Origin of the sequence: Streptococcus vicugnae (assembly GCF_016461705.1) — a bacterium.
Lineage (GTDB): Bacteria > Bacillota > Bacilli > Lactobacillales > Streptococcaceae > Streptococcus > Streptococcus vicugnae.
In genome coordinates this window covers 584,121-600,420 of the sequence record NZ_JAEMHW010000002.1, presented here as the reverse complement: position 1 = coordinate 600,420, position 16,300 = coordinate 584,121, and the positions used below count along the sequence as shown (strand labels likewise).

Annotated in this window: 15 protein-coding genes and 1 riboswitch; of the genes, 13 read left to right on the top strand and 2 right to left on the bottom strand. The window is 36.4% G+C overall.

Annotation, left to right across the window (positions count from 1 at the left end; translation table 11 throughout):
• Nucleotides 1–164: 164 nt before the first annotated feature.
• Nucleotides 165–362 (top strand): hypothetical protein, encoded by a 198-nt coding sequence (locus tag JG537_RS06470; RefSeq protein WP_132869124.1) that lies wholly within the window; start codon nt 165–167, stop codon nt 360–362.
• A 327-nt stretch (nt 363–689) separates the two neighbouring features.
• Nucleotides 690–2,174 (top strand): peptide MFS transporter, encoded by a 1,485-nt coding sequence (locus JG537_RS06465; protein WP_199544423.1) that lies wholly within the window; start codon nt 690–692, stop codon nt 2,172–2,174.
• A gap of 163 nt (nt 2,175–2,337) precedes the next feature.
• Here JG537_RS06465 and JG537_RS06460 read toward each other — a convergent pair whose 3' ends face one another.
• Entirely contained in the window at nt 2,338–3,273 is a 936-nt protein-coding gene (locus JG537_RS06460; RefSeq protein WP_132869879.1) for a dihydroorotate oxidase, read from the bottom strand.
• A gap of 320 nt (nt 3,274–3,593) precedes the next feature.
• Between JG537_RS06460 and JG537_RS06455 the strand changes: the two genes are divergently transcribed.
• From JG537_RS06455 to JG537_RS06415, 9 genes are all read left to right on the top strand, one after another.
• Nucleotides 3,594–3,908, top strand: a complete 315-nt coding sequence (locus JG537_RS06455) for an ArsR/SmtB family transcription factor (protein WP_199544557.1) — start codon at nt 3,594–3,596, stop codon at nt 3,906–3,908.
• A 2-nt stretch (nt 3,909–3,910) separates the two neighbouring features.
• Complete coding sequence (locus JG537_RS06450) at nt 3,911–5,794, top strand: heavy metal translocating P-type ATPase (protein WP_199544421.1); 1,884 nt, start codon at nt 3,911–3,913, stop codon at nt 5,792–5,794.
• Between the two features lie 378 nt (nt 5,795–6,172).
• A complete protein-coding gene (locus JG537_RS06445) occupies nt 6,173–6,865 on the top strand; it encodes a phosphoglycerate mutase (RefSeq protein ID WP_020916409.1) in 693 nt (230 codons plus the stop codon).
• A 199-nt stretch (nt 6,866–7,064) separates the two neighbouring features.
• On the top strand, nt 7,065–7,586 hold the full coding sequence (locus JG537_RS06440; RefSeq protein WP_132869992.1) for a transcription repressor NadR: 522 nt from the start codon (nt 7,065–7,067) through the stop codon (nt 7,584–7,586).
• A 183-nt stretch (nt 7,587–7,769) separates the two neighbouring features.
• Complete coding sequence (locus JG537_RS06435) at nt 7,770–8,318, top strand: hypothetical protein (RefSeq protein ID WP_132869991.1); 549 nt, start codon at nt 7,770–7,772, stop codon at nt 8,316–8,318.
• Nucleotides 8,319–8,491: 173 nt separating this feature from the next.
• Nucleotides 8,492–10,573 (top strand): penicillin-binding protein PBP2B, encoded by a 2,082-nt coding sequence (gene pbp2b / locus JG537_RS06430; RefSeq protein ID WP_199544419.1) that lies wholly within the window; start codon nt 8,492–8,494, stop codon nt 10,571–10,573.
• Between the two features lie 60 nt (nt 10,574–10,633).
• Nucleotides 10,634–11,230: a recombination mediator RecR gene (recR, locus tag JG537_RS06425; RefSeq protein ID WP_132869374.1), complete on the top strand. Its 597-nt coding sequence runs from the start codon at nt 10,634–10,636 to the stop codon at nt 11,228–11,230.
• A gap of 104 nt (nt 11,231–11,334) precedes the next feature.
• Complete coding sequence (locus JG537_RS06420) at nt 11,335–11,700, top strand: nuclear transport factor 2 family protein (RefSeq protein ID WP_199544416.1); 366 nt, start codon at nt 11,335–11,337, stop codon at nt 11,698–11,700.
• 222 nt (nt 11,701–11,922) lie between these two features.
• A complete protein-coding gene (locus tag JG537_RS06415) occupies nt 11,923–12,969 on the top strand; it encodes a D-alanine--D-alanine ligase (protein WP_132869375.1) in 1,047 nt (348 codons plus the stop codon).
• 77 nt (nt 12,970–13,046) lie between these two features.
• Here JG537_RS06415 and JG537_RS06410 read toward each other — a convergent pair whose 3' ends face one another.
• Nucleotides 13,047–13,604, bottom strand: a complete 558-nt coding sequence (locus tag JG537_RS06410; protein ID WP_132869376.1) for a folate family ECF transporter S component — start codon at nt 13,602–13,604, stop codon at nt 13,047–13,049.
• A 43-nt stretch (nt 13,605–13,647) separates the two neighbouring features.
• Nucleotides 13,648–13,738: riboswitch (THF riboswitch) on the bottom strand.
• A 179-nt stretch (nt 13,739–13,917) separates the two neighbouring features.
• On the opposite strand from JG537_RS06410, the gene JG537_RS06405 reads away from it, so the two are divergent.
• Together JG537_RS06405 and JG537_RS06400 are read left to right on the top strand one after the other, a co-directional pair.
• Nucleotides 13,918–14,865, top strand: coding sequence for a bile acid:sodium symporter family protein (locus JG537_RS06405; RefSeq protein ID WP_199544415.1), 948 nt, complete (start codon nt 13,918–13,920; stop codon nt 14,863–14,865).
• A gap of 67 nt (nt 14,866–14,932) precedes the next feature.
• On the top strand, nt 14,933–16,297 hold the full coding sequence (locus JG537_RS06400; protein WP_199544413.1) for a UDP-N-acetylmuramoyl-tripeptide--D-alanyl-D-alanine ligase: 1,365 nt from the start codon (nt 14,933–14,935) through the stop codon (nt 16,295–16,297).
• The last annotated feature ends 3 nt before the right edge of the window (nt 16,298–16,300 follow it).

Genomic DNA, 16,300 nt, shown 5'->3' with positions numbered 1-16,300 from the left:
TAGTTGCTTTGGCACAATGAATAGAATTACCTTTCAGTGGTTTCTATGCATTTACACTTGTTATAAGGGCAGTTCAAGTCTTTTATGCTATAATCAGCATAGAGACATCGTGAAATCATTAGTGGTTTTAATGATGATAAGAATACAAGGAAAGAGTTATAATCATGGATAGATCACTTTTGTTAGTTGTTAGTTTCTTAGGCGTTTTTTCTCTTTTTAAAGCAGCTATATTAATCATGGTAGGACTTGCTATGAAACCTAAAGTAGATGAAAATGGAGAAATTCTGAAGCAAGAGCAAGAAGCAGAAGATGACGAAACAAGCCCAGATGAAGATGACAGTGACTTTTGGGATAATTGGTGATGAAAAAAAACGTCCAGTGGACGTTTTTTTCATGAGCCAAGAAACAAGAGAGCGAGTTAACGTCCAATGGACGTTTTTTTCACGAACTTAGAAACAAGAAAACGGTTCAAGTTTATTGACTGCTTTTTTTATGGTGGATAGTTGATTGAAGTAAAAAATAACGATATTAGAGCCAATAATGTCAGATATTTTGCGTTTTTTGATATTTTTTAACATTTTGAAAAAAGCGCTTAATCTCCCATAAAAGCTTGATTTTTATGAATTTACTTAATATTTTAAATAAAATTTCTATTGCCCAAATTAAAAAAAATCTATATAATGGATGGTATGGAAAAAAATAAAGAACAAACATTTTTTGGACAGCCTAAGGCTTTGTTTACTTTATTCCAAACAGAACTTTGGGAACGATTCTCGTACTATGGAATGCGTGCGATTTTAATTTACTACTTGTACGCATCTGTTACTTCAGCTAATGCTGGTTTAGGACTTCCTAAGCCACAAGCAATGGCTATTGTAAGTATCTATGGAGCTCTTGTATACCTTTCAGGTATTATTGGTGGATGGTTTGCGGACCGTGTTTTAGGTGCTTCACAAACGATTCTTGTGGGTGGTATCCTTATTACCCTTGGGCACATTGTTTTAGCTCTTCCGTTTGGCTTGACGTCTCTTTTCATCTCACTTTTCTTGATTATCTTGGGAACAGGGATGTTAAAACCAAATATTTCAAATATGGTTGGTCATTTGTATGAACCGGATGATCCTCGTCGCGACACAGGTTTCAATATCTTTGTTATCGGTATTAATATTGGTTCACTGCTTGCTCCTATTGTAGTAGGAACAGTTGGACAAAGTATCAACTATCACCTAGGTTTCTCTCTTGCCGCTATTGGTATGGTATTTGCTTTATTTGTTTATTGGTATGGACGAATGAAACAATTCCCAGAAATTGGAAACAAACCTTCTAATCCACTAACGACAGAAGAGAAAAAAGGTTTATTAATTAAATCTGTTATTGGTTTTGTTGTTTTAGCAGTTGCTGGAACTTTACTTTACCAAGCTAACCCAGCTAAATTCGTTGATAACTTTATCAATATTCTATCTATGGCTGGCATCTTCATCCCATTTATTTACTTTATCTTGATGTTTGCTTCAAATAAAGTATCAAGCACAGAACGCAAACAATTGTTGGCATACCTACCATTGTTCTTGTCTTCTATCGTTTTCTGGTTAGTTGAAGAACAAAGTGCGACAGTTATTGCTGTTTGGGGTGAAACTCGTTCAAACCTACATCCAACTATCTTTGGTATTAATTTTTATATTGATCCATCTTGGTATCAATTGCTTAATCCACTGTTCATCGTTGTATTGACACCACTTTTTGTTTGGATTTGGAACAAAATGGGTGATCGTCAACCATCAGCAGTTACAAAATTTGGATTAGGATTGTTATTAACTGGTGTGTCTTACATGATTATGGCTCTTCCAGGTATGCTATACGGAACAAACAACCGTGTAAGCTTCATGTGGTTGGTAGTTATGTTTGCAGTCCAAATGGCTGGTGAATTGTTAGTTTCTCCAGTAGGTCTATCAGTTTCAACTAGACTTGCACCACTTGCTTTCCAATCACAAATGGTTGCTCTTTGGTTCTTGGCAGATTCAACTTCACAAGCAGTAAATGCTTTGATTACACCATATTTCACTAAGGAAACAGAAGTAGCATTCTTCGGTATCTTGGGACTTGTTTGTCTTGGTATCGGTGTTCTATTGTTGCTGATTAAAAAACCAATTTTGAATTTAATGCGTAATAATTAATATTTTAGAGGCTCTTTTCCTGATAATCAAAGAGTTTTTATGTCAACTGTAGGAGGTGGCAAATCCTAAAAAGAGTGGGGACGATTGTTCTCGCTCTTTTTAGAATTTGATGTGAGAACTAATAGCCAAAAACGTTTGAGAAACGCCTCAAACGTTTTTTAGTTTAGTCCATGTATTTTAATTTGCCACGGAAGTCTTCAAGTTTTTCATAGCCTTTTTCTTCCATGATGGCTTTTAGTTCATCAGTAATGCGTGCAAAAGCAGCAGGACCTTCTTGGTGAAGAACTGTTCCTAGCTGTACCATACTTGCTCCGCATAAAATATGTTCAAAGGCATCACGACCAGTCTTAACACCACCTGTTCCAATAATTTGGATAGATGGATTTAGGCGTTTATAAAATGCGTGAACATTAGCAAGTGCGGTTGGTTTGACATAATCACCACCAATACCACCAAAACCATTTTTAGGTTTAATCACAACAGTTTCATCATCAACAACCAAACCATTACCGACAGAGTTAATACAGTTGACGAAAGTTAGAGGAAATTGATTAAAGATAGCTGCCGCACGGTCAAAGTGTGCAATGTCAAAATATGGAGGTAATTTAACTCCGAGAGGTTTTGTAAAGTAAGTAAAGATATCTTTTAAAATTCTTTCAGTTGTTTCAAAGTCGTAGGCAATTTGTGGTTTCCCCGGAACATTTGGACAAGAAAGGTTTAGCTCAACAAGTCCTTGGTAGTCAGAAGCTTGAACAGTTTTTAAGATAGTGTGTGTTTCTTCTTCAGACATACCTACAAGTGACAAAAAGTGATTCTTGCTATTGGGTGTATTTTGGAGTTCAGTAACGTAGTCAAGATAGTATTGGAAACCGTTGTTAGGGAGTCCCATAGAATTAATTGAACCAAGTGCTGTATCAGCATAGCGTGGTTCAGGGTTACCATCGCGTGCAGTTAATGTTCCTGTTTTTGTAACAAATGAACCTGCAGCAGAATCTTCAATCTCAGCTAATTCTTCTCGTGTCATGCAGTAAACGCCAGCAGCGTTCATTAAGCAGTTATCAAAATCGAAAGTTCCAATTTTAGTTGCGGTTGAAACCATAAAGTCCTCCAAAATATATTATCACGCAATAATGAATTTTCTGATATTGCTAGTTACATTTTACTATTATGCTAAGGTGAAATCAAGTGTTTTCCGAACGTTTTTTTATTTCATGAGATAAACAGAAAGTTTTTAGTGCTATTTCTATGCTTTTTTTGAATACTTTTCTATATTTTGACAGCAAAATATGAAAAATTGACCTAAAAACCGAATGTATTAGCTAATTCTTGAAATGTATGCGTGAAAGTGATACAGTGATTACAGTAGAACGTTTGAGTAATTGTTCAAATGTTTTACAAAAGATATTGGAGATAATTAAGATGATTGAGATTAATGAATCACAAAAATTGCTAAAGGGAGATTTGTTAAATGATGTTACTAGCTTTTTTAAAGCTCTTGGAAACACAACACGTTTACAAATCATTTGCTGTTTAAGTAAGGGCGAATTAAAGTCTAGTGAATTGGCGGCAATTTTAGAGATGACACCGTCAGCTGTTTCACATCAGTTGACGATGTTAAAGAACTTAAAAATTGTTTCTGTTCGACGTGAAGGAAAAAATCAGATTTATGCTCTTGCTGATAAGCATATTAGCCAAGTTTTGGAGTCTGTTGTAGAGCATTATCAGGAGGATTAAACGTGTCAGGTAAACATAAAAAGAAGCTTTTTAGAATTTTGTTAGCAACGCTGACGTTTATTATTGTTTTTGCTGTGGTTAAGCTAAATCACATTGGTTTGGTAGTTCAAGCTTTGTTATACGCTATTCCATTTTTAATGGCTGGTTATGATGTTTTGAAAAAAGCCTTGCTAAAAATAAGTCAGGGAAAAGTCTTTAGCGAACATTTTCTGATGTCATTAGCGACACTTGGGGCATTTGCCCTTAGTTTTATGACTGGTGAAGCTGAGTTTGCCGAGGCTGTGTTTGTGATGATTTTCTATCAAGTAGGTGAATTTTTTGAACACATTGCAGAAGGTAATAGTGAAAAATCCATTTCAGAATTGCTAGATTTGCGACCAGACCTTGTTCATTTAGAAGAAGAGGGTCAAACTATTGATGTTGATCCTAAAAATTTGAAAGAAGGGCAAGTGATTGTCATTAAACCTGGTGAAAAGGTTGCTGTTGATGGGGTTTTGATTTCTGGAGAATCTTCAGTGGATACAGCAGCTTTGACAGGTGAAAGTTTGCCTCAAAGTGTTCAGGTAGGAGATCAAGTTTTGTCAGGGATGATTAACATGACAGGAGTAATTCGTGTTAAGGTCCTGCATTCTGTTGAAAATTCAACCTTAAGTAAAATTTTGGATTTACTGGAAAATTCAACGGCAAACAAATCTAAGAGCGAACGTTTCATGACAAAATTCGCAGAAGTCTACACACCAACAGTAGTAATTGCAGCTTTGATTTTAGCCTTTATACCACCGCTGGTATCTGGAGATTTTCTTGCTAATTTCCCAGAATGGCTGAGTCGTGCGCTTACTTTCCTTGTTATTTCATGCCCTTGTGCATTAGTGATTTCGATTCCGCTTAGCTTCTTTGGAGGTTTAGGAGCAAGTTCGAAAGCGGGTGTTTTGATTAAAGGGTCAAATTATCTTGAAAGTTTGGCTTCTCTAGAAACATTGTTTTTTGATAAAACAGGAACTTTGACAGAAGGTGTTTTTGAAGTAACTGCTCTTCACTCTACTGATGTTAAAGAAGAACATTTGCTGCATTTGGCAAGTCATGTGGAACGTTTTTCGAGCCACCCAATTGCTCAATCTCTTCGTGAAGCTTACGAAAAAGAAGCAGATGATTGTTCAATTACTGATGTGACTGAAAAATCTGGCTATGGTATCAGCGCAAAAGTTAATGGGCATGATGTTGCTGTCGGTAATACTAAATTTATGGAAAGTTTGGGAGCTGATTGGAAACCATGTCATAAAGTTGGAACTATTGTTCATGTAGCTATTGATGGAAATTATGCCGGACATATTGTGATTTCAGATTGCATCAAATCTGATACTAAGCAAGCTTTGCAAGAACTTCGAAAAGCTGGTGTTAAACAACTAGTTATGCTAACAGGTGACCGTCACGAAGTAGCTCAAAAAATTGCTGATGAGCTAGCAATGACAGATTATAAAGCAGAGCTTCTTCCAGGAGATAAAGTTACAGAGTTAGAAAACTACCTAGCACAAAAGAATCCTAGATTAACAGTTGGATTCGTCGGGGATGGAATTAACGATGCACCGGTTTTAGCTCGAGCTGATGTTGGTATTGCCATGGGTGGTCTTGGTAGTGATGTTGCGATTGAAGCAGCAGATGTTGTTGTCATGAACGACCAATTATCAAAAATTGCTCAAGCAATTAAAATTGCCCGCAAGACAATTACTATCGCTAGAGAAAATATTATCTTTTCAATCGGAGTTAAAGTTTTAGTTTTGATTTTGGCCACTCTTGGTTTAGCTAATATGTGGCTTGCCATCTTTGCTGATGTTGGTGTAACAGTTCTTGCAACACTAAATGCTATGCGAACAATGAAATTGACATAGAAATTTTTTTGAACTATAATAGCCTTAATCATATAGAAAGCTACCATTTTCTTTTAGAGAGTGGGGTGGTATGGCACGATTTTGAGTTTCAAATGGTTGCCATGCCATTTTTTATTGCTTTTCAAAGTTCTGTTAGTGACTGTTCAAGGATGTCAGACTCTTTTACAGAAAATTAGCAATTATACTAGCTTTTTTAGAGCTTTTTGGGTAGAATAGTAAGGGTAAGCGACTTTATCTGGTCGTAATAAATTAAGTTGGCTAAAATGCTGAGCCAAAAATAGTCTAACTTCTCTGGTTGTTTGTCAATTAGTAAGATTACTATCTATTTTTCGCTGTGTGTTAATAGCCCTTGTATTACTTAAAAGGAGACTTTATCTAATGGTAAAATTAGTGTTTGCACGTCACGGGCAATCTGAATGGAACAAAGCTAACCTTTTCACTGGTTGGGCTGACGTTGACCTTACAGAAGAAGGTACTAAACAAGCTACTGAAGCTGGTAAATTGATCAAAGAAGCAGGAATCGAATTCGATGTTGCTTTCACTTCAGTTCTTAAACGTGCTATCAAAACAACTAACCTTGCTCTTGAAGCTTCTGACCAACTTTGGGTTCCAGTTGAAAAATCATGGCGCTTGAACGAACGTCACTACGGTGGTTTGACTGGTCAAAACAAAGCTGAAGCTGCTGAAAAATGGGGTGACGAACAAGTTCACATCTGGCGTCGTTCATACGATGTATTGCCACCAGCTATGGCTAAAGACGATCAATACTCAGCACACACTGACCGTCGTTACGCTAACCTTGATGACAAAGTTGTTCCAGATGCAGAAAACTTGAAAGTTACTTTGGAACGCGCACTTCCATTCTGGGAAGATAAAATTGCTCCAGCTCTTAAAGATGGTAAAAACGTCTTTGTAGGTGCACACGGTAACTCAATCCGCGCTCTTGTAAAACACATCAAACAATTGTCAGATGACGAAATTATGGATGTTGAAATCCCTAACTTCCCACCACTTGTATTCGAATTTGACGAAAAATTGAACGTTACTGACGAATACTTCTTGGGTAAATAATCTGATATAAGATTATAAGGCTTAAAACCCTTGATATAAAAGCATTCTAGGCTAACTCCTAGGGTGCTTTTTTTGAATTTGTTACCTTTTTTGGCTAGGAGTTAGAGTGACTAGGAAATTTAAGGGATAACTCTTCTATATTTTCTTGTTTTTATGGTATGATTAGTAGTAAGTAATATATTTTGTAAAGGGGGCTTTTATGAAAGCAGCAGAGCGTCGTCAAAAAATTATTGATATTTTGAGTCAGACACAAGTTCCCATTTCAGCTAGTACTTTAGCAAGCCAACTTGGTGTAAGTCGTCAAATTATTGTTGGAGATGTAGCTCTTTTGAGAGCAGCTAATCATGATGTTATTTCTACACCAAAAGGTTACGTTTTGTCACAAGCACTTTATTCGCATCAATTTATTGGAAAAATTGCTTGTCAACATGGTCCGGATAGAACGAAAGAAGAGTTGGATTGTGTTGTTTCTAAAGGTGGCATTATGGTTGATGTGGAAGTTGAACACCCAGTTTATGGGATGTTAACAGCACCGCTTAATATCAAAAGCAAAGAAGATATTGATAATTTTATGGATAAGGTTGAGCATTCAAATGCAACGCTTCTCTCATCTTTAACTGATGGGATTCATACTCACACTCTATCATGTCATTCAAAAGATGAATTTGAGGACATCAAGTCTATCTTATCTGATAAAGGTTTGCTTTTAAAATCAAACTAAAATAGCTACAGGTGTCTTGACACCTGTTCTTTTTTTCTTTATAATAAGCAAGATTAGTTAGCTACTTTCAAAAAAACGTGTGTATTGCCTGTTAGTTAATTGATTAAAACTATCGTCAATTCCTGAGTGATAATTGGGGATCATTCAGGTATTATCATATACAAATATAAAAGGAGTTGTCATATGAGACGTCATCAAACTAAGTCTCTTGCATTTACAGCTATTTTAGTTGCCTTTGGGATTTTAATTCCAATGGTTATGCCAGTTAAGGTTGTCATCGGTCCAGCTTCGTTTACCTTGGCTAGTCACGTGCCGGTCTTTATGGCTATGTTTATCTCACCGCAAGTAGCTGTTTTAGTTGCTTTGGGAACAAGTCTAGGTTTCTTGTTAGCAGGTTTTCCAATTGTTATTGTATTGCGCGCAGTATCGCATTTACTCTTTGCGGTTGTAGGTGCTGTGATGATTAAAAAACGTCCAGCTTTGCTTGAAAAACCAGCTTTGACATTTGGATTAGCTGTTTTCTTAAATATCTTGCATGGTTTAGCAGAGTTTATCGTTGTTCTTGTTTTAACGGCAGGAGCTCACACAGGAACAGCCTATATTTGGTCTTTGGTAGGCTTGATTGGCTTAGGCTCTCTTGTTCATGGATGCATTGATTTTTACATTGCTTATTTCCTTTGGAAATTCTTGCGTGATAAAGTTGGCGTTGATTTTTCAGTTGACGCAAAATAATATGGTGGAGGAATAAACTTCCTCCTTTTTTTTGCTTAAAATGACTCAATTTTTCTTGCAAATTTTCTTGAAAAAATACTATGTAAAAAAGTGAAAGTTTTACATTTTGTGTCACTCTCTTTTAAGTAAATTGTGATAAAATATAAAACGAAGCTTTTAATTGTGAGGAAAGAATGTCAGTTAAGAAGAGATTGAGCAAGATTAAAATTGCCAAAAAAACAACCAGTATCACAAAACGAATTTACTTGATTTTTGCGGTTATCGTTGTCTTATTTTCAATTATTATTTTAAGATTAGCGCAGATGCAAATTTTAAATAAATCTTTTTATGATGATAAGTTAAATTCATCAACGACCTATAAAGTGACGTCATCAAGTCCCCGTGGGCAAATTTTTGATGCTGCAGGAAATTTATTAGTCTCTAATAATGTTAAGCAGGTTGTTGCCTTTACACGTAGTAATACAATCACTGCTGAGGAAATGAAGAACTTAGCAAGAACCCTATCAACACTGGTTGATTTTACAGAAACTAATGTGACAACACGTCAGAAAAAAGATTATTATTTGGCTGATTCAGACACTTATGCTAAAGTTGTTAAGAGTCTTCCTGATAATCAAAAATATGATAATTATGGGAATAATTTAACCGAATCTAAAGTTTATGCTAACGCTGTTAAAGCAGTAACAGATGATGAGATTAATTATTCTGAAGATGAGTTGAAGTTGGTTTATATTTTTAGTCAAATGAATGCTGCCTCAACTTTTAGTACGGTTAATTTAACAACTGGTGATTTAACAGATGAACAAATTGCATACATCACTGCAAATCGTTCAAAATTATCAGGGATTTCTATTGCTACTGACTGGGATCGTCAAACATCAACAGGTTCGCTTTCAACCCTTATCGGTACGGTATCATCAAAACAATCTGGTTTACCAGCTGAAGAAGCAGAAGAGTATCTTGCTAAAGGTTATTCAATGAATGACCGAGTTGGAACATCTTATCTTGAAAAAGCCTACGAAGATGATTTACAAGGTACACATACTGTTCGTGAAATCACAACTGATAAAAATGGTAATGTCATTTCAGATAACGTTACTAGCGAAGGTAAAGCTGGTAAGAACTTGAAGTTGACCGTTAATTCAGATTTTCAAACTGGTGTTGAAAATATCTTAAATCAGTATTATGGAGCATCTATTGCAGCAGGCTTTGCTACTTATTCAGAAGGTGCCTATGCTGTTGCATTGAATCCTCAAACAGGAGCTATTTTAGCGATGGCTGGTTTGTCGCATGACACTGGTTCATCAACAACGACGCTAGATGCTCTTGGTACGATTAACGATAACTTTGTTCCAGGGTCAGTTGTCAAAGCGGCGACTATTAGTTCTGGATGGGAAAATAACGCTATTTCTGGTAACCAAGTGATTGCTGACCAATCAATTAACCTTGCTGGTTCACCATCTATTAAATCATGGTTCACAGGAAATGGTGCGACAAACATCACAGCTGTTCAAGCCCTTGAGTACTCTTCAAATACCTATATGGTTCAAGTTGCTCTTAAGATGATGGGCCAAGAATATTATTCAGGTATGGCACTTGCAACAAGTGGTACAAAAGAAGCTATGGAACAACTTCGTGCAACCTATGCTGAATATGGTATGGGTACAAGCACTGGCATCGATCTTCCAGAAACAACTACTGGTTACCTATCAGATGATTATAGTCCAGGTAATGTCTTAACAGAAGCGTTCGGTCAGTACGATTCTTATACACCAATGCAACTGGCTCAATACGCAGCTACTGTGGCAAATGGTGGTAATCGTGTAGCACCGCATATCGTTGATAGTATTTACGATAATGATGGAACGACAGGGCTTGGAACTTTATCTAAGACAATTGAGACAAATGTTTTGAACAAGGTGAACATTTCAAGTAGCGATATGGCTCTGCTTCAACAAGGTTTCTACCAAGTAGTTAATAGTACAAGTGGTTATGCAACTGGTACTCATATGAGAGGAAATGTTACGATTGCCGGTAAGACAGGGACTGCCGAAACATATGCCCCTGATGACAATGGCAATGCTGTGACAACTGTCAATTTGAGTGTTCTTGCTTATGATTACTCAAAAAATAATGATTCAAAAATTGCAGTTGCGGTTATTATTCCGCACTTAACAAGTGACGATAATCACCCTAACCAATTAATTGCACGTGACATTATTAACTTGTATATGTCAACTTACGCTAATAAATAATAACAAAGTTCGAGTCGGCAAAAAGTCGACTCGCGGCTTTATCAGAGGAAAGGAGAGGCTATGCTCTACCCAACACCAATTGCAAAGTTAATTGATAGTTTTACAAAATTACCAGGAATTGGGATTAAAACAGCTACCCGTTTAGCTTTCTATACTATTGGAATGTCAGACGAAGAGGTAAATGAATTTGCCAAGAATTTATTGGCTGCTAAACGTGAATTAACATATTGTTCTGTTTGTGGTAATTTAACAGATGAAGATCCGTGCAGCATTTGTACAGATCAGACTCGCGATCGTTCTGTTATTTTAGTTGTCGAAGATTCCAAAGATGTTTCAGCCATGGAAAAAATTCAAGAATATCATGGTTTGTATCATGTTTTACATGGTTTGATTTCACCAATGAATGGTGTCGGACCAGATGATATTAATTTGAAATCATTGATTACACGTTTAATGGATAGTGAAGTCAACGAAGTGATTATTGCAACCAATGCAACAGCAGATGGTGAAGCGACATCAATGTACATCTCACGTGTTCTAAAACCAGCTGGAATCAAAGTGACACGCTTAGCGCGTGGGCTTGCCGTTGGTTCTGATATCGAATATGCTGACGAAGTTACCCTACTTCGTGCTATTGAAAACCGAACAGAATTGTAGAATGTAAGAAAAGCAGCGGAAGGCTGCTTTTTGCTTGTCATTGAACTTATTGGATAGTCGTTATACAATAAAGTAAAACAATCAATACAATTGGAGCGTACTTTATGAAAGAGATTATAATGGCATATTTTCAGTCTTGGCTAGATAATGATGCTGAGGTACTTAAAGATGTTTTTGCAGAACAAGCGGTGTATTCTGAAAGTTATGGACCAGAGTATCATGGGTTATCACAGATTATAACTTGGTTTGAAAATTGGAATAATAAAGGAAAAGTTTTGGAGTGGACAATAAAACGTATTATTGAAAATGATAAATCAATAGTAGTTGAGTGGTATTTTAAATGTTGTTATGAAGGAGGTATAGATAATTTTGATGGTGTAACCATAGCAGATTTTGATGAAGATAAAAAGATTATCAAACTTTCAGAGTTTCAATCAAAAACTGAACACTATTTTCCTTATGATGACTAAAAAATTTCTTTCTTTTCTTTGTTATATTATCTTCCATCTTATGGCTGTAGGAGTTTGAAAGACGGCTTCTTTTGTGGTATGATAATTAGGAAATTGTAATAGAAAAGGAATTGAACTTGAACTAAGATTTGGCTTGTTTTGTAAAGCTTCTTGGTTCGATGAAAAATGTTATTAAGTGTATTAAGACTTGGTACCTTTTTTCTGTTCAGGTAATTAAAGTTTATGGCAAAAGAAACGCTTGTTTTACTTTATGGTGGACGTTCTGCGGAGCGTGAAGTATCTGTATTATCAGCTGAAAGTGTCATGCGTGCGATTAATTATGACAAATTCTTTGTGAAAACTTACTTCATCACAAAATCTGGTGATTTTATCAAAACACAAGAATTTTCAAGTAAACCAGCTGATGATGAAAAATTGATGACTAACGACACAGTTGTTGAAAGTCAAAAAATTAAACCAAGTGATATTTATGAAGAAGGAGCAGTTGTTTTCCCTGTTCTTCATGGACCAATGGGAGAAGACGGTTCAATCCAAGGCTTCCTTGAAATTCTTAAAATGCCTTACGTTGGAACTAACATCTTGTCATCAAGTGTTGCCATGGATAAAATTTCAACAAAACACGTTCTTGAGTCTGCAGGTGTACCACTTGTTGCTTACGTGACTTATGTTGAAGGGGCTGATCTTGAAAAAGCGGTTGCTGAAGTAAATGAAAAATTGACTTATCCAGTCTTTGTTAAACCAGCTAACATGGGTTCTTCAGTAGGTATTTCAAAAGCTGAAGACGAAGCAGCTCTTCGCACTGCTATTGATTTTGCCCTTAAATATGATAGCCGTATTCTTATTGAAACTGGTGTCAATGCGCGTGAAATCGAAGTTGGTATTTTAGGAAATGCTGATGTGAAAACAACATTGCCTGGTGAAGTTGTTAAAGACGTTGCTTTCTATGATTACGATGCTAAATACATCGATAATAAAATTACTATGGATATTCCAGCACATATCGATAGCGACATTATGGAAGAAATGCGTGGTTATGCAACAACAGCTTTTCGTGCTATCGGCGGATGCGGATTGTCACGCTGCGATTTCTTCTTGACTGAAGAAGGTAATGTTTACCTTAACGAATTGAATACAATGCCTGGTTTCACACAATGGTCAATGTATCCACTTCTATGGGAAAACATGGGACTTGCTTATTCTGATTTGATTGAAAAATTAGTTGAGTTGGCTAAAGAAATGTTTGAAAAACGCGAAAGCCACTTGATCTAAAAAAGAAGCACCGTTAGGTGCTTTTTTACTGTACAAAAATAACCTCAGAGATGGGATAACTCTCTGAGATTTTTTGTTTATAGATTTGCAAGCTTGCGCAATTCTGGAATTTTCTGTAGTTTTGGTACGACAAGCATAGTAATGATAATACGTAGTGGAATTTCAAAAATTTTGAGCCAACGTCCTGCAAGATACTGTGCCCAGAATGGCACACCAAAGTATATTTGAACAAGCAGTGGTGTGAAGATAAAGGTTCCAATCAGCATAGTTACGAGTGTGGCAAATGTGACGTGAAGCCAATCGTGTTTACTTGACCAGCTGATTTCTTTTCCGTAGAAGAAAAGACCATAGAAAAAGCCCTGAACAGCTTCCATGATAGTCCACCAAATGATAAAGTTACCAGCACCACTTGATAAGTTATCGACAACATCAAGAATAGCAAGGCTGATAGCTCCCCAGATAGGACAAGCAATCATTCCAATAATAGTATTGACAATAAAGGTTAAACTAACCACTAATTGTTGTGGAATGATGGGAATTGAGAATTTCCCGACAATGAAAGCAAGCGCAATTAACATAGCAAGACTAACTAAGCGCTTAGGGGTGAGTTTGGGTGTTTGAAAAATGTTTTTCATGTTTGCTCCTTTTTAAAACATAAAACTGGAGCTGTTAAAAAATAACAGCGGATGCAACGATTCACCGCGCAAATTGCTTCGTTGTGTGACGACATCCCATTCACACACACTTAACGCGAATCATCTACTCTGTGTAAGGTTTTATCTCCTTACAGGTTTATTGTATCACAAAAAAGATTCTTTTGAATATGACCTGGAAAATAAATGAAAATGATTACGTAAAAAGATTGAAAATTCTGAAATTAGTCGTATAATGAAGCTGTAAAAATCAAAGGCTTTGCTGATAAAAAGCTTTTTAGTTAAGGAGAAAATGATGGAAAAACTAACTGATTTTTCAAAACAACTTAGTAAATGGTTTACCTTGGTTGTTATTATTTGGGCTTTCTTTAATTATCTCTTACCTCAGACTAGTACCTGGGTTATCCCTAATACATCATATTTGTTGGGAATTATTCTTTTTGGGATGGGGCTGACACTTCAGACTGAAGATTTTATCCGTATTTCTAAACGTCCAATTCCTGTCATTCTAGGTACAGTGGCACATTATATTATTATGCCAAGTTTAGCTTGGCTTTTATGTCATATTTTTCATTTAACAGGAGCAACAGCAGCGGGGGTCATTTTAGTTGGATCTTGTCCAAGTGGAACGTCTTCTAGTGTGATGGCTTTTTTGGCTGGAGGAGATGTTGCTTTGGATGTTTCTATTGAAATCCTTTCAACACTTCTTGCGCCAATTATGCTTCCTTTATTGTTATCGATTTTAGCAGGGCAATTTATTGCTGTACCAGCAGCAAGTCTTTTTCTTTCAACTTTAAGAATTGTTGTAGTGCCAATCATTTTAGGGGTGTTGGTTCATACACTTTTAGGTAAAAAAATCAATGCCATTATTCAGTTGATGCCTTTAATCTCACAACTAGCGATTCTTTTGATTATTGGTGCGGTTGTCTCAGCAAATCATGCTAATATTTTTACAACAGCAACAGCTTTAGTTATTCCTGTTGTTATGTTACACAATCTTTGTGGTTATGGGCTTGGTTTTGTCTTTTCAAAGCTTCTTCATTTGGAAGAACCTCAACAAAAAGCTATTACATTTGAGGTAGGAATGCAGGACTCAAGCTTAGGGGCAACTTTAGCAATGAAGTATTTTGTTCCACAAGCAGCTATTCCCTCAACGATTTTTTCAATTTGGCATAATATTTCTGGATCAATTTTGTCTTCATGGTGGAAGAATCATTCTAAGGTCCGTAAGGAAAATGCTTGAGAGCACTTTATTTTGTGATATAATAGGAAGAGCCAAAAGGCTCTTTTTATAATGGAGATAATAAAAAATGAAACTTAACTTACACGAAGTCGCCAAGGTGGTTGGCGCAAAGAACACTATTTCGGATTTTGATGACGTTCCTCTGAGACAAATTGAATTTGACAGTCGTAAGATTGAAAAAGGCGATTTGTTTTTGCCTTTAAAAGGGGCGCGTGATGGGCACGATTTTATTGAAACAGCTTTTGAAAATGGTGCAGTTGCAACTTTTTCAGAACGCGAAGTAGAAGGTCACCCTTATATTTTAGTTGATGATTGCTTAGAAGCTTTTCAAGCTCTTGCTAGCTACTATCTTGAAAAACAACGCGTTGATGTTATCGCAGTCACTGGTTCAAATGGTAAGACAACAACGAAAGATATGATTGCTGCTGTTTTATCAACAGAATACAAGACATATAAAACTCAAGGCAACTATAACAATGAAATTGGTTTGCCTTACACAGCACTTCATATGCCAGATGACACTGAAAAGATTGTTCTTGAAATGGGACAAGATCATATGGGAGATATTCATCTCTTGTCAAAACTTGCTAAACCACATATCGGTGTTGTAACTTTGATTGGTGAAGCTCATTTAGAATTCTTCGGAAGTCGCGAAAAAATCGCGGAAGGTAAACTTCAGATTGTTGATGGAATGGATTCGGATGGTATTTTGATTGCACCGGCTGATCCAATTGTTGATCCATACTTGCCAGAAAGCCAAATGGTTATTCGTTTTGGTGATGGTGCAGAAATCTCTGTCCAGGATTTACAAGAAAGCAAAAACTCTTTGACGTTTACGACAAATGTTATTAATCGTCCAATTACCCTTCCTGTACCAGGAAAATACAATGCTACAAATGCTATGGTAGCAGCTTATGTCGGTAAGTTATTAGCAATTTCTGATGATGATATCGTTGAAGCTCTAGAAAATATTGAGTTAACACGTAATCGCACAGAATGGAAAAAAGCAGCTAACGGTGCTGACATTCTATCAGATGTATATAACGCTAATCCAACAGCCATGCGTTTGATTTTGGAGACATTTTCTAAAATTCCTGCCAATGAAGGTGGTAAGAAAATTGCTGTTCTTGCTGATATGAAAGAACTAGGTGAACAGTCTGTTGAACTCCACAAACGTATGATTATGAGCTTGTCACCTGAAACTTTAGACACACTTATTTTCTACGGAGAAGACATTGCAGAATTGGCACAGCTTGCTAGTCAAATGTTCCCACTCGGTAAAGTTTATTACTTTAAGAAAACAGCTGATGAAGATCAATTTGATGACATGCTTGATACGATTCAAAAAGTCTTGCAACCAGCTGACCAAATCTTGCTGAAGGGAAGTAATTCAATGCATCTCGCTAAAGTTGTAGAAGCATTGGAAAACTAGTGA